This is a genomic window from Amycolatopsis sp. NPDC006125, assembly GCF_040614195.1.
Taxonomy (GTDB): domain Bacteria; phylum Actinomycetota; class Actinomycetes; order Mycobacteriales; family Pseudonocardiaceae; genus Amycolatopsis_E; species Amycolatopsis_E tucumanensis.
Genome location: NZ_JBEXTZ010000039.1, coordinates 1 through 14265, shown reverse-complemented (window position 1 = coordinate 14265; position 14265 = coordinate 1). Strand labels below are relative to the sequence as shown.

Genomic DNA, 14265 nt, shown 5'->3' with positions numbered 1-14265 from the left:
TCCTCCTTTGTCGGGTGGTACCGATGATGTCCCTGCCGGCATTCCGTTCGCCTGAGTCGAACGACTCCACCTTGCTTGTCTCGAGTAGACCTTCGTACGCGAATAGGGCCGAATTCACGTGGTGGTGCTGCGGTTCCCCGTCCACACTGACGATCGCGGCCTTCCGGCCGCAGCACTCGACCGAAGGTGAGCAAGCGTTGTCACACCACCTTGATTCGCCCGCCGCCCGCCAGGACGTTCGCCTCGATATCACCGATTTGTACGTTTTCCGCGGGGTTATGGGTACGGCTTTCGTTCTCAACGTGTCGCACTCGCTGAACGGGCCGGCGATCCCCGGATTCCATCCGGAAGGGATGTACGAGCTGAAGATCGACCTGGACGGCGACGCGGTCGAGGAGATCACCTATCGCTTCACATTCGGGGAGCAGGACGGCACCGGCGGGCAGCACTACACGGTGCGCCGGATCGCGGGAACCGACGCCGCGGACGCGTTCGCGGTCGGCATCCTGGCCGGCGAGGGTGGCACCGGCGAGAGGTTGCCCGGACGGAACGGCGAGCGGATCTGGGCAGGAAAGGCCGGTGACCCGTTCTGGATCGAACCGACCGTGCTGCGCGCTGTCGGCCGCGCGGTGCAGTACGGCACGACGATCACGGTCGACGGCTGGGCTCCCCGGACGGCGGTCAACGCCTGTGCCGGTCACACGGTGTACTCGATCGTGCTCGAGCTGCCGGACGGTGAGCTTCCGGTGTCCCGCCGGATCGGTGTCTGGGCTCTCTCGAGCCTGCGCACGGACGCCGGTGGCTGGCGGTCGATCAACCGCGCCGGTTTGCCCATGATCCATCCCCTTTTCGCCCAGTTCGACGAGCGGCTGGGTGGCGACATGAACACCGGTCGTCCGAGGGACGACCGGGCGATGTACGGCAGTGCTCTGGTCAAGAAGATCACCGGGATCGTGGCGGCACACGGCACGTCGGAAGACCCGGACGGGTACGCGCGGCGGCTGGTGAGCCGCCTCCTGCCGAACGTCCTGCCCTACTACGTCGGTACGCCCGCTTCCTTCGGATTCGCCGAGTGGAACGGTCGCGCCCTGACCGACAACGCTCCCGACGTGATGTTCTCGATCGCGGCCAACACGCCGGTCGCCCTCGGTATCGGGAAGGAATCGGTCGTCGAGCCTCCGTCGGCCTCGTTCCCGTACGTTCCCGCTGTTCCCGCCGTCGGCTGACCCGCCTCGCGGGGGTGTCCCAACGGGACCGGCCGGCGGGATCGGGCTGTGGAACGGGTTGCGCGGCAGCCGCCGCGCAACCCGTTCCGGTCAGCCTGCCGGAGCCGTTTCCCGGTCGTCGATGCGCTCGAGCGCATCTCGCAGAGCGGCGCGCGTCGAGATCCCGAGCTTGGGGAAGGTGCGGTAAAGGTGGCCACCCACGGTGCGGGGGGAGAGGTACAGCCGCCGCGCGATCTCCTTGTTGCTGAAGCCGGCTGCGGCGAGTTCGGCGATCGCTCTTTCCTGCGCGGTCAGTGCCTTCTCCGGCGCGGTGACGGGCACTTTCGTCTCCGGGTCGCGGGCAGCCCGCAGCTCTTGTCTCGTCCGCGCCGCCCACGGTTCGGCGCCGAGGCGTTCGAAAGTCTCGAGGGCGAAGTGCAGGACTTCTCTCGCTCGCACGAACCGCAGGTTCCGGCGCAGCCGCTCCCCGTAGGCGAGCTGGACACGGGCGAGGTCGAAGGGGAATCTGCCGGCTTCGTCGACAGCGAGGGCTTCCTCGAAGAGCTGTTCGCCGTCGGCGCCCTCGGCGACCAACGCCCGCGCACCGAGGGCGATGACCGCCATGCGCGGCGACACGGCGCCGATGTCGTTCGCGACCATCGCTGCGGCGTGGGCGCGGGCCGCGTCCTCGCGTCCTGTCCGGAGGGCGGACTCGACGAGGTCGAACGCCACCCACATCGCGATCGGCCGGTGCGGCGCGAAGGTTCCGGCGGCACTCAGCGTGCTCGCATGGCGGAACGCGGACTCCCAGTCGCCCGCCCCGATGGCAGCCAGCGTCCGGGGGTGTGCGCCGTACTGCGCGGGAGTGGCGGCCTTGCGGGAGGCGGCCAGACGGCTGAGCTCGGTAGTCCACTCGTGCGTTGTGGCGGGCTCGCCCCGGACGGCGGCCAGCAACGCCTTGTTGTAGAGGAAGTACCACGCGAGGAAGTCGTAGCCGTGGGCGCGGCACCGGTCGATGCCTTCGTCGGCCAGTCGCTCGGCTTCGTCCCACCGGCCGGAGGCGAAGTCGTCGAGGCAGAGAAGCATCAGGGCGCCCAGACTCGATCGCACCGCGTTGCCCTGACGGCCGCCTTCGACCAGCCGCCACGCCACTCCCCGGCACCCGGTCAGCATGTCGAGGTAGATGGCCGAGGTCATCACGCGGACGATCTGCGTGGGCTCGTATTCGTCGATGTTGCGTTCGACGAGCTGCGCCACCTGGGACCGGATCGCCGGACCGTGGCGGACGGGGTCGGCGAATGCCAGGCTCAGCATCCGGAGCAGAGGCGGAACGCGGTCCCCGAGCCGCGCGAGTGCCCGGTGGAACGAGGTCCAGTAATCCTCCCGCCCGGCCCACCAGCTCAGGTAAAGCAGAGTCGTCAGCGCTTCACCGTGTTCCTCACCGGGAGCGTCGGAGGAAGCCGACTCGATCGCCCCGAGGAGGAGCCGGAACGCGGTGTCCACGTCGCCCTCACGGTTGACCGTGATGTAGGCGGCCGCGGCGGCCGCGTGAAGCGAGTTCGTCACCCGCGGGTTCAGACGCCGTGCCTCGTCGAGAAGACGGGCGGCATCGTCCAGGTCACCGGTGACCTGCGCGGCGAGCGATGCCGCCTCGGCGAGCCGTCGGGCCGCGGACGAACCGAGCGGGCTCAACCGCGCGGCGCGGATGAGCAGCGTGACGGCCATCGGCGCGTCGCCTCGGGCGAGAAAGGCGTGGGCTGCCGCTTCGAGGCGCGCGGCGACGTCCTCATCCGGGGTGATCGTCGCCTCGGACAGGTGCCACGCCTGTCGTGCCGGATCGTCGTCCAGCCGGTCCGCGATCGCCGCGTGCGCTCGCCGCAGATCCGCCGGCGCGGCGGACCCGACGACCGCGGACCGGATGAGGGGATGGCTGAACGCCACCGTCATGGCTCTTCGATCCACGGCGATGAGGTCCGCCGCCTCCGCGGGTGCGAGGTCATCGACTGTCAACCCGTCGTGCAGGAGGTGCCGGAGATCCGCGCGGCCGTCCACCGCGACTCGGAGCAGCGCTTGCCGTGCCTGCTCGGGGAGCGTGGCGGTCCGGACCGCGAAGGCGCGTTCCAACTTGGTCGTCAGTGGCAGCACCGCGGGCAGGTGGCCCAGGGGATCCGCCAGGTCGGAGACCGACCGGGCGAGCTCCAGGAGTGCGAGCGGGTTGCCGTCGGCCTCCGACAGCACCCGTTGCTCCAGCCGTGGCGGAAGGGGCGGACGACGACGAGAAAGCAGCTCTCGCGCGTGGTCCGGCGACAACCGTCCGATGCGCACCACGGGGATGCCACTGCGTGCCAAGACGTGGGCCGACCGGGACGCGGCAAGCACGCCGACGGACGTGCCCCGTACTCGCCGGGCGAGGAAACCGATGGCGGTGATGGTGGCCTGGTCGAGCCACTGGAGGTCGTCGACGCACAACAGGACCGGCCTGGTCCGGGCGGCCAGGGAGACCAGTTCGAAGACCGCGTTGAACACCATCAGCTGTCGCGGAGCGGGTCCCTCTTGCCGCCCGAGCGCCACCCGCAGCGCTTCCCGCAGTGGAGGCGCACAATCGTCCGCCACATCCCGGAGCGGCAGGAGCAGTGCGTGGAGCCCCGCGTAGCCGATCTCCGCTTCGAACTCGGCGCCGGTCACCCGGAGTGTCCGCATCCCGGCTTCCTCGGCGTACGCGCAGGCGGTCTTGAGGAGCGCGGTCTTCCCGATGCCCGCCTCGCCCACGATCGCCCGCGCCTCGCCATCCTGGGCGCTGCGCCGGACGAAGTCCCGGAGACCGTTCAGGAGCGCGTCGCGGCCGATGAGGCCGGACGGCGTGTCAGCACCGGAAGCGCTCATCTCCTGTACCTCCGGGTGGTTGCGGGTGCGTCGAACCCGGTTCACTCCTGAATCCGGATCCAGGATTCAGATGGACTATAGTTGCGCCATGACTTCTCGCGCTACCCCAGCCGGCGGTGAGCCTGCCGGGCCCGCCCCGGACCTCTACCGAGGTGCGGACGCCTGCATCGCCCAGATCGGAGAGAAGTGGTCGCTTCTCATCGTCCGGGAGGTGCTCAACGGCAACACGAAGTTCTCCGAGATCCGGGAGGCGCTCGGGTTGAGCCACGACGTGCTGAGCGACCGCCTGCAAACGCTGGTGCAACGCCTCATCCTCCGGCGGGAGAGCTACCGCGAACCCGGCTCGCGCGTGCGTGAGCGGTACCTGCCGACCGAGGCGGCCGAAGCCCTCGTGCCGGTCCTGCAGGCGATGGACGTGTGGGGGAGGCGTTTCGGCGCCGAGGCTCGGCGGAAGGCGGCCCGGTCGTGAGGGCAGCGGTTGTCACCGGAGTCGGCGCCATCAGCCCGGTGGGCGGGACCGCCGCGGACAGCTGGGACGCGCTTCTGGCCGGACGTTCCGGCATCGCGCTTCTCGACGACGACTGGGCCGCAGCGCTGCCGACCCGGATCGCCGCCCGCATGGCCGTCGACCCCGCGGCCAAGCTGGATCGCGTCGCCGCGCGCCGCCTCGACCGCGCGGAGCAGGCGGCCCTGGTGGCCGCGCGGGAGGCGTGGGAGGACGCGAAGCTGTCGGCGTCGTCCGTCGATCCCGAGCGTGTCGCTGTCGTCATGGGTACGGGGATCGGCGGGGTGAACACCCTGCTCGACAACCACAACGCCCTGCGGGACCACGGCCCGCGCCGGCTGAGCCCGCGCATGGTCCCGATGATGATGCCCAACGGCGCCGCCGCGGCCGTCAGCATCGATCTCGACGCGCGAGCGGGCGCCATCACGCCGGCGAGTGCGTGCGCCACCGGTGGTGAGGCCGTCGCCCACGCCCTGGACCTGATCCGGCTCGGCCGTGCGGACGTCGTGATCGCCGGGAGCACCGAGGCTTGCGTCAACGAGCTGACGATGGCCGGCTTCGCGCAAGCCCGCGCGATGTCCACCCGGAACGACGAACCGCGCCTCGCCTCGAGCCCGTTCGACCGGGCCCGGGACGGATTCGTCCTGGGGGAGGGCGCGGCCGTGCTCGTGATCGAGAGCGAGGAACACGCCCGTGCCCGCGGTCGTGTTCCGCACGCCACCCTCGCCGGCGCCGCCATCACCTCCGACGCGCACGACATGGTCGCTCCGGAGCCGCAGGGGGACGGGCAGATCCGCGCCATGCGGACGGCCATCCGGGACGCCGGGCTGTCCCCGGAGGACGTCGGCCACGTCAACGCCCACGCCACCTCGACACCGGCGGGCGACATCGTCGAGGCACGCGCGATCCGGACCGTGTTCGGCGGACACGCGCCCGTCGTTTCCGCGGTGAAGTCGATGACGGGACACCTGCTCGGCGGCGCCGGCTCGTTCGAAGCGGTGGCCACCGTGCTGGCCATCGCCCACCAGACCGCGCCGCCGACCCCGACGCTGGCCGACGCCGAACCCGGGCTCGGCCTCGACATCACGCGCGAGCGGCCCAGGCCCGGCGCGTTCGGCGCGGCCCTGAGCAACTCCTTCGGGTTCGGTGGCCACAACACCGCCCTGGTCTTCACCACATAGCCGGGCACCGGCACCCTCGACGTGAAAGCAGAGAACGTGAACGACAACCGAACCAGCCGCGTCCTCACCTGGACCGATCCCGCCGAAGTCGTCGCGGGTATCGCCGAGCTCGACGGGATCGACGCGATGCGCGCGCTCCGCGACGGTGAGCTGCCCGCGCCGCCGATCGCGCACACCATGAACTTCACACCGGTCGAGGTCGACCACGGACGCGTGGTCTTCACCTGCATCCCCGGCGCCGAGCACTACAACCCGCTCGGGGTGGTGCACGGCGGGCTCGCGTGCACCTTGCTGGACACCGTCGCCGGCTGCTCCGCCCACACCACCTTGAAAGCCGGGCAGCGCTACACCTCCATCGAGATCACGGTCAAGTACCTGCGGCCGATCACTCTCGACACCGGCCCCCTCACGGCGACCGGGGTCGTCACCAAGGCGGGCAGCCGGGTGATCTTCGCCGACGCGGAGATCCGGGACCGGTCCGCGAAGGTGGTGGCGACCGGATCGAGTTCCCTGCTCGTCTGGTGACCCGCCGCCGCGCGTGAGCAGATCAGGCAGCGCCGGCCGGGGGGTGGTAGAGGGCGGCCTGGAACCGTTCGGCGATCCTCGCCATCTCCGTCCGAAGCTCGTCGCACGCGGCGACGAGCAGGACCGGGCAGCCGGGGCGGACCAGTTCGGCGAACGCCGCGATTCCCCGCGCTGTGCTGGGAAACGTCCGCGGCTCAGCCGCGCCGTGCAGCGCGGCGAGTGCCGCGGCGAGCGCGTCCAGCACCCGGGCAAGGACGGCGCTGCGGCCGGTGTCCGGGCAGTGCGGTTCGATGCGAAGCTGCCCGGCCCGGGTGCAGGCGACGACGGCGACCTCACGCAGGCCGGGGAGCCGGTGCGCGGCCGCCAGCACGTCGGCAGCGCGGCGGGCATCGTGAAACGCGAAGAGCAGTACGTTCTGATTCTGTTCGCACATGACTTCACCGGTTGGTCTCGGGAGGCTGCGCCTCAGGTGGGCAATCCATCTTCCGGCGTCTTCCGTGCGGTTCTCCAGCGAGCGGGCTCGACGTTCGTCAGCGGGCCGGCCCCGCCGTGCGTCGGGAAAACCCCACGGCCCGATGTCGGGTGCGCGCGATGGTGCCCGGGCCCGCCGGCCTCGATGATCGAGGAAGTGCCGATCCCACCACGGCCGGGCCGGAGGAGACGAGACGATGACGCCAGAACCGGATGCCGTTCCCGCGGACGAACTGGGCCGCGGGGCGCCGGGAACACCGGTGCGCGGACGCGGACCGAACCGTGGCGGCGGGTTCTCGCAGACGGATGACCGTGCCCCCACTGCCGGCTGGGGCGCCGCTCGCAGTGTCGCCAGGAACGTGGTCCGCTCGCGCGAGTTCCTGCGCGCTCCTCGCGCGATTCTCCGGATGAACCACGAGAACGGCGGGTTCGACTGTCCGGGCTGCGCCTGGCCCGACGACCGCAACGGCCTGCACCTGGACATCTGCGAGAACGGCATCAAGCACGTCACGTGGGAGATGACCCGCAAGCGGGTCGACCGGTCGTTCTTCGCCGAGCACACCGTCACGGAACTGGCCGGATGGACGGATTTCGCACTGGAGGACCAGGGCCGGCTGACAGAGCCGCTCAGCTACGACTCCGAAACCGATCGGTACGTCCCGATCTCCTGGAGCGACGCCTTCACACTCGTCGGAACCGCACTGCGCGGGCTGGACAGCCCCCACGAGGCGTCGTTCTACACGTCGGGCCGGTTGTCGAACGAGGCCACTTTCCTGTACCAGCTCTGGGTGCGCGAGTTCGGGACGAACAACCTGCCGGATTGCTCGAACATGTGCCACGAGGCTTCCGGGCGCGCCCTGACCGCAGCGCTCGGCACCGGCAAGGGCACGTGCGACATCACCGACTGGGACGTGGCGGATCTGCTGATCGTGATGGGCGTCAACGCCGCCTCCAACGCGCCCAGGATGTTGACCTCGCTGGCCGAGGCCCATCGCCGCGGCGCGCAGATCGTCCACGTCAACCCCATGGTGGAAGCGGCGTCGCGGCGCACCATCGTGCCGCACGAGTTCGTGGCCATGGGCACGTTCCGGACCACCGAGACCGCCACGATGACGGTGCAGCCGCGGATCGGCGGAGACCTGGCCCTCCTGCGGGGTGTCGCCAAAGCCGTGCTGGAGCGTGCCGAAACCGATCCCTCGGCGATCGACGAGCAGTTCATCGAGCGCTACACCCATGGCTTCGACGCTTACCGGGAGACGGTACGGGCGCAGGAATGGTCCGAGCTGGTCCACCAGTCGGGGGTGCCGGAGCGGGAGATTCGCGACCTCGCGGAGCGCTACCTCACCGCCCACCGCACGATCGTCGCCTGGTGCCTCGGCCTCACCCAGCAAGAGCACGGCTGCGACACGGTGCGTGAGATAGTCAACCTGTTGCTGCTCCGGGGCAACCTGGGTCGCGAGGGCGCGGGGGTTTCGCCCGTGCGGGGACACAGCAATGTGCAGGGAAACCGGACGTGCGGAATCGATCACCGGCCGGACGAGGAGCTGCTGGCCCGCCTGGACGAGGTGTGCGGCATCCAGTCGCCGCGCGAGCACGGGCTGGACACGGTGGGCACCATCCAGGCCATGCTGGAGGGCAGGGTGAAGGTCTTCGTCGCGCTGGGCGGGAACTTCGCGCTGGCCGCGCCCGACACCGCCACCACGATCGCCGCTCTGCGCAACACCGACCTGACCGTCCAGGTCAGCACGAAACTCAACCGCAGTCACCTCGCGCACGGCAAACGAGCGCTGATCCTGCCGTGCCTGGGAAGGACCGAGCGGGATGTGCAGCGCTGCGGCGAGCAGGGCGTCACCGTCGAAGACTCGATGAGCATGGTCCACCTCTCGTACGGCACACGCCGGCCGCCCTCCCCGGAGCTCCGCTCGGAATGCGCGATCCTGGCCGGGATGGCGAGAGTGACCCTGCCGGATTCGGCGACACCGTGGGAGCGCTACGTCGAGGACTACGACCGGATCCGCGACACGATGGCGAAGGTCCTGCCGGGCTTCGAGGACTTCAACCGCCGGGTCCGGATGCCCTTGGGCTTCCGCATCCGGCAACCCGCGCGGGAGCGGGTGTTCCTGACGGGGAGCGGGCGGGCCGAGTTCGGTGCGGCGCCGCTGCCCGATGTCGTGTTGCCGCCGGGCCGGCTGATGTTGTCCACGATGCGTTCCCACGACCAGTGGAACACGACGATCTATTCGGACAACGACCGGTACCGCGGGGTGCGCAACCTGCGGACGCTGCTCTTCATGAACCCGGAGGACATGGCCGAGCGCGGCCTGGCCAAGTTCGACCTGGTCGACATCACGAGCTTCGCCCGGGACGGCAGCACCCGTTCGGTCTTCGGGTACCGGGCGGTGCCCTACGACCTCCCGCGTGGCAACGTGAGCGGGTACATGCCGGAGCTCAACGTGCTCTGCGCGCTCGGCGACTTCTCGGTCGCCAGCGGGCAGCCGCTGATGAAGCACCAGATCGTGGAGGTGGTCCCCGCCCGAGGCGGGGACGCGCGGGCAGGAGAGCTGCCGTTGGGAACCGCATTCGCTGAGTGAACAGGTCGAATGACCCATCGCACCCCAGCGCGAAGCGGACGCAGACTGGGGTGCGTGACGGCTTCCACCGAACAGTTGCTCGCCTCGATCCTCGAGTGCGTGCCGCAGCCGGTCTGGGTGTGTGACGAGGCCGGCCGGATCCTCTACGCCAATCCGGCGGCTGTCCGTGCGGTCGGCTACGACGATCTCGCGCAGCTCAGGGGGAAGTCAAGCCATCACACGATGCACTACAAGCGGGTGGACGGGAAACCCTATCCCGCGGACGAGTGCACGATGCTCGCGCCGCGCGCTACCGGCGCCCCGACACAGTCCGATCGCGACTGGCTGGTCCGCCGTGACGGTTCGATGTTCCCGGTCGCGTGGTGGTCGGCACCGCTGGAGCTCGAACACGGCCGTGGCGTGGTGACCGCGTTCACGGACATGACCGAGTACCGGATCGCCGAACTCGCCTCACGCGAGCACGAAACCGCGCGGATCCGTGCCGAGGAGTCACGGGCCGCGCAACGGCGGATCGTGGAGGAGACCGTCGCGATCCGCCGCCGGACCGCGCGGGATCTTCACGACGGCGTGCAACAACGCCTCGTCGCGTTGCTCATTCACCTGCAGCTGCTCAAGGATGCGTTGCCCGAGGCGCTGGCCGGGCTGGCGGACGAGGCCGTGGCGGAGGCCGTGGCAGCCGTCGAGGACATCCGCGCTGCGGCGGCCGGGATTCATCCGATGATCCTCACCTCCCGGGGCTTGTGCGCGGCCCTGCACGCGCTCGCCGCGCGCAGTCCCCTGCCGGTGTCGGTGCGTTGCTCGACACCGTCGCGGCTGGCAGAGAGTGTCGAGGCCAACGTGTACTTCTTCGTGTCCGAAGCTCTCGCCAACGCGATCAAGCACGCGGCGGCGACACGCGTCGCGATCCAGCTCGGGGTCCGGGACGGGACCCTGTTCGTCGAGGTCACCGACGATGGCGTTGGCGGCGCCGCCGTGTGCGGCACCGGCACGGGGCTTGTCGGTCTCGCGGATCGGGTGACCACACTCGACGGGAGGTTCCGGCTGGAGTCCCCGGTCGGGGGCGGCACCGTCGTCGCCGCGGAAATTCCACTATGACCACCATGGTGGGCGTGCCGTGGGCGGCCCCGTTCCGTGGACCCGCCGGCATGCGGGTGCGTTGACCTGGTGCTTGCTGTGCTGGGCGCCGCAGCTCCCACGGCTCGCGGTCGTCTCGAGCGGCCCGCGATCGGCCGGACTCACCCGATTGGAGGTGGTGCGCGTGATGCCGCGGCGAGTGGTCCGGTCCTCTCATCGAAAGCCGGAGCGGGACCGCCGCTGCCGGGGGATGCCGCGGGGCACCGCGGCAAGCGGACGCACGAGGGGCGAGCATCGGAATGAAACACGTGACCCGCGCCGCCGGCCTGCTGGGCGCCGGGCTGGCCCTGGTGGGCGTGACGGCCCTGCCGGTGGATGGTTCCGGCACCGGGACGACCGTGCCGCAGGCGCTGTCCCTGCGCGAACCGCCCCGGATCGGCGACGTCGGGCGGCCGCACGAGGTTCTTGCCCAGCAGCCGCGCCTGCCCGCGCCGCCGTCGTTGCCGCCGCCGACCTCGCTGCCGCTTCCCGGCCCGCGGGTCAAGGCGTCGCCGGTTTCGCTCGGGGCCGGGATTCCCGCCGCCGCGCTGGCCGCCTACCACCGGGCCGCGGACAAGCTTGCCGGGTGCGGTCTCAGCTGGACGGTGCTCGCCGCGATCGGGCGCGTGGAGTCCAACCACGGCCGCCACGGCGGCTCCCAGGTGTACGAGGACGGCTCGGTGCTGCCGCGGATCCGTGGTCTGGCACTGGACGGCACGGGCGGCACCGCGTCCATTCCGGACACCGATCGCGGCGCGCTCGACGGCGACCCCGTGCTGGACCGCGCGGTCGGGCCGATGCAGTTCATCCCGTCGACGTGGCGGGCCTACGCCGCGGACGGCAACGGCGACCGCAAGGCTGATCCGGACAACATCTTCGACGCGGCGCTCGCGGCCGGGCGGTACCTGTGCGCGGGCGGCGGGAACCTCGCCGATCCGGCGCAGTTGCGGGCGGCGGTGTTCCGGTACAACCACTCCGACGCCTACGTGGACCTCGTGCTCGCCCTCGCCGACGCGTATGCGCGCGGCACGGTGGCGGCCATCGCGGTGCCGGCCGTCGTGCCCGCGCCGCCCCCGGTGACCACCCCGCCGCCTCCTCCGCAGGTGACCGAGGTGCCCGCGCCGAGCACGACGGCGCCGGCCACGAGCACCACACCCAGCACGAGCACGACACCCACCAGTCCGACCATGTCCAGCTCCAGCACCACCAGCTCCACGCGGTCGCCGACCTCCTCGTCGCGCCCGTCGTCGAGCTCGGCTCCCAGCAGGACGACGCGGTCCAGCACGACAACGACCACCACCACCGGATGAGGGGGGACCGCGGCGCCGGAGGGCAGAACCTCCGGCGCCGCGGTGTTCTTCCTCGCGGTGGGGGAGATCACCGGAAAATTCCGCTCCTGCCGTGAAGTTCGGGCACCGGGAGAGGTCTTCCGGGTGAACGCGACAGATTCCCGGCGGAAGGAAACCCCAGTGACCACAACGGACAGAGTCAGCGCGGAGATCGCGGCCCTCCCCGACGGCGGGGTGGCGGTGGTGCTCGGCACCCGGCCCGAGATCGTCAAGCTGGCCGGGATCATCCGTCACCTCGGCCCGAAGGCGCGGATCGTCCACACCGGACAGCACTACGACGAAGCCATGTCCGACGTGTTCTTCACCGAGCTCGGGTTGCCGCTGCCGGACGTCCGGTTCGCGGTCGGCGGAGCCACCAGGGCCGGGCAGATCGCCGCGGCGCTGGAGGCGCTCGACCTCCTGTTCGCCGACGCCACCCCGGCCGCGGTCGTCGTGCAGGGGGACACCAACGCCACCGTCGCCGGGGCGCTGGCCGGCAACGCCCGGTCGGTTCCCGTGGTGCACGTGGAAGCCGGGTTGCGCAGCTTCGACCGGACCATGCCCGAGGAGCACAACCGGATCGTCACCGACCACGTGTCCGATCTGCTCTGCGCGGCCACCGACGACAACGTCGGCAACCTCGCCCGGGAGGGAATCTCCGGCAGCTCGGTGATCCGCACCGGCAACACCGTCGTCGAAGCCGTGCTCTCGCAGCTGCCCCATCCCGCGCGGCGCGAGCGGCTCCTGGCCGAACGGGGGCTGGTCGCCGACCGGTACGTCCTCGCCACCATCCACCGACCGGAGAACACCGACGACCCCGCCGCGCTGGCTACAATCCTGGCCGAGCTGAACCGCATCCCGTGCCGTGTCGTGCTGCCCCTGCACCCCCGTACTCTGCGGGCGGTGGAACAGCACGGGCTGGCGCACTTCCTCGACGGACTCGACGTCACCGGACCGCTGGGCCCGTCGGAGTTCCTCGGGCTGGCCGCCCACGCCGCGCTCCTGGTGTCGGATTCCGGTGGCCTGCAGGAGGAATGCACTGTCCTCAAGCGACCCTTGATCGTGGTGCGCCGCTCCACCGAGCGGCCGGAGGCGATGCGCGACTTCGCGGTGCTCGTCTCGCCGGGACCGCTGATCAGCAAGACCGCGGGCAAGTGGCTCGACGACCTGCCCGGCCTGCACGCCCAGCTCGCCCGTGCGGAGTCCCCGTTCGGCGACGGCCGCGCCTCCGAACGCATCGTCGCCGAGATCGCCCGCCGGTTCGCCTCCTGAGCGGCTGCCCCCTTCAAATGGAGTAGGGCAGCGGACATTCGCGACAGGTCGCCTCATCGCGGACGGTCCTCCTGGTGCAGTTTCGAAACTCGACAGGAGGCACGAAGAAGTTGGGCCATGGCCCTGACCGGCGGGGTGATCGCCGCCGCGCTGCTGGGCGGGGCGATGCCCGCCGCCGCGGCGGGCGCCCTCCGCGTGGGCCCGGTGTCGCAGCCGTACCAGGACGGCCAGACCTACAACACGATCGCCGCGAAGCTGCAGGCTCCCCGGCCCGGCTGCGACGACGGCACGGCGACCGTCACCGTGCGGTCGACGGTGCACCTACTCGGCCCGACTGCCGGGTTCGGGCAGAACGGGTTCGCCAAACTGGGCACCGACTTCGACACGGCCCCGGGCACGAACACCACACCCGACATGCCCGTCGGCGGCACCCAGACCCTGGAGACCACCGTCGAGGTCCCGGCGGCGGACCTCGCCGCCGGGAACGTCAAGTACTGGATGATCCTGGAGACCTACCACGGCGGCTCCAAGGCGTGGGAGATCAGCGACTTCTCCGCCACCTACACCTACGACACGTCGACGTGCGCGGACCTGGGCGTGACCAAGAGCACCGAGCCTTCGGTGGATCAGGTGCAGCAGGGCGAGCGGATCAGCTACGCCATCGTGGTCACCAACCACGGCCCGGGGAACTCGACCGGGCACACCATGACCGACCCTGTCCCGGCCGGTCTGGTCGACGTGCAGATTCCGGAGGACTGTTCGCTCGCCGGTGGGGTGGTCACGTGCACGGGTGGGCCGCTTGCCGCGGGGGAGAGCCGGACCTACCTGGTGACCGCGACCGCGGCGGACGTGCCCGCGGGCACCGACGCGGTGACGGTGACCAACACGGCCCGGGTCAGTGGGAACGAGACGGATCCGGACCCGGCCAACAACACCTCGGCCGCGATCGTGACGGTCAACGTCCCGATGATCGCCGGGGGCGTGGGCGCCGCGCTGGGCCTGGGCGGCGCCGCGTTCTGGCTGGTCCGCCGTCGGGTGGCGGCCTGACCTCCCGCACCGCGGACCGACGGGGGGGCGCGGCCCCCCCGGCGGCCCGTGCCGGGGACGCGCGAAGTTGACGCGGGGCGGCCGGGGGTGGTGGTGGTGGGGGGGCCGCGGCATGTCGGTTTGGGGTTTTATCATGGGGTATAG

The 14265-nt window shown here is 70.9% G+C and carries 11 protein-coding genes; 9 read left to right on the top strand and 2 right to left on the bottom strand.

Annotated elements, in window-relative coordinates; translation table 11 throughout:
• The first annotated feature begins 23 nt into the window (after positions 1–23).
• Positions 24–1226, top strand: coding sequence for a DUF4331 family protein (locus ABZ193_RS20810; RefSeq protein ID WP_354711094.1), 1203 nt, complete (start codon positions 24–26; stop codon positions 1224–1226).
• Positions 1227–1316: 90 nt separating this feature from the next.
• On the opposite strand, the gene ABZ193_RS20805 is transcribed toward ABZ193_RS20810, so the two are convergent.
• Positions 1317–4088, bottom strand: coding sequence for an AAA family ATPase (locus ABZ193_RS20805; RefSeq protein WP_354711093.1), 2772 nt, complete (start codon positions 4086–4088; stop codon positions 1317–1319).
• A gap of 88 nt (positions 4089–4176) precedes the next feature.
• Here ABZ193_RS20805 and ABZ193_RS20800 point away from each other — a divergent pair, with 88 nt between their 5' ends.
• From ABZ193_RS20800 to ABZ193_RS20790, 3 genes are read left to right on the top strand one after another with little or no spacing between them, the layout of a single operon-like run.
• Complete coding sequence (locus ABZ193_RS20800) at positions 4177–4557, top strand: helix-turn-helix domain-containing protein (RefSeq protein ID WP_237336574.1); 381 nt, start codon at positions 4177–4179, stop codon at positions 4555–4557.
• A complete protein-coding gene (locus ABZ193_RS20795) occupies positions 4554–5774 on the top strand; it encodes a beta-ketoacyl-[acyl-carrier-protein] synthase family protein (RefSeq protein ID WP_354711091.1) in 1221 nt (406 codons plus the stop codon). The genes ABZ193_RS20800 and ABZ193_RS20795 overlap by 4 nt, the downstream gene beginning before the upstream one ends.
• A gap of 36 nt (positions 5775–5810) precedes the next feature.
• Positions 5811–6299 carry a PaaI family thioesterase gene (locus ABZ193_RS20790; protein ID WP_354711090.1) on the top strand — a complete coding sequence of 163 codons (489 nt, stop codon included), beginning with the start codon at positions 5811–5813 and terminating at the stop codon, positions 6297–6299.
• A gap of 22 nt (positions 6300–6321) precedes the next feature.
• Here the strand turns inward: ABZ193_RS20790 and ABZ193_RS20785 are convergent, their stop codons facing one another.
• Positions 6322–6732 carry a hypothetical protein gene (locus tag ABZ193_RS20785; protein ID WP_354711088.1) on the bottom strand — a complete coding sequence of 137 codons (411 nt, stop codon included), beginning with the start codon at positions 6730–6732 and terminating at the stop codon, positions 6322–6324.
• A gap of 235 nt (positions 6733–6967) precedes the next feature.
• On the opposite strand from ABZ193_RS20785, the gene ABZ193_RS20780 reads away from it, so the two are divergent.
• The 5 genes from ABZ193_RS20780 to ABZ193_RS20760 all read left to right on the top strand — a co-directional run bounded on the left by ABZ193_RS20780 (position 6968) and on the right by ABZ193_RS20760 (position 14121).
• A complete protein-coding gene (locus ABZ193_RS20780; protein ID WP_354711087.1) occupies positions 6968–9361 on the top strand; it encodes an FdhF/YdeP family oxidoreductase in 2394 nt (797 codons plus the stop codon).
• Between the two features lie 9 nt (positions 9362–9370).
• Positions 9371–10456 carry a PAS domain S-box protein gene (locus ABZ193_RS20775; RefSeq protein WP_039791298.1) on the top strand — a complete coding sequence of 362 codons (1086 nt, stop codon included), beginning with the start codon at positions 9371–9373 and terminating at the stop codon, positions 10454–10456.
• A 278-nt stretch (positions 10457–10734) separates the two neighbouring features.
• Positions 10735–11784: a lytic transglycosylase domain-containing protein gene (locus tag ABZ193_RS20770; RefSeq protein WP_354711086.1), complete on the top strand. Its 1050-nt coding sequence runs from the start codon at positions 10735–10737 to the stop codon at positions 11782–11784.
• A 159-nt stretch (positions 11785–11943) separates the two neighbouring features.
• The gene (gene wecB / locus ABZ193_RS20765) at positions 11944–13074 is read left to right on the top strand and encodes a UDP-N-acetylglucosamine 2-epimerase (non-hydrolyzing) (RefSeq protein ID WP_354711085.1); all 1131 of its coding nucleotides are present in this window, start codon (positions 11944–11946) and stop codon (positions 13072–13074) included.
• Between the two features lie 117 nt (positions 13075–13191).
• Positions 13192–14121 (top strand): DUF11 domain-containing protein, encoded by a 930-nt coding sequence (locus ABZ193_RS20760; RefSeq protein WP_354711084.1) that lies wholly within the window; start codon positions 13192–13194, stop codon positions 14119–14121.
• Positions 14122–14265 lie beyond the last annotated feature (144 nt).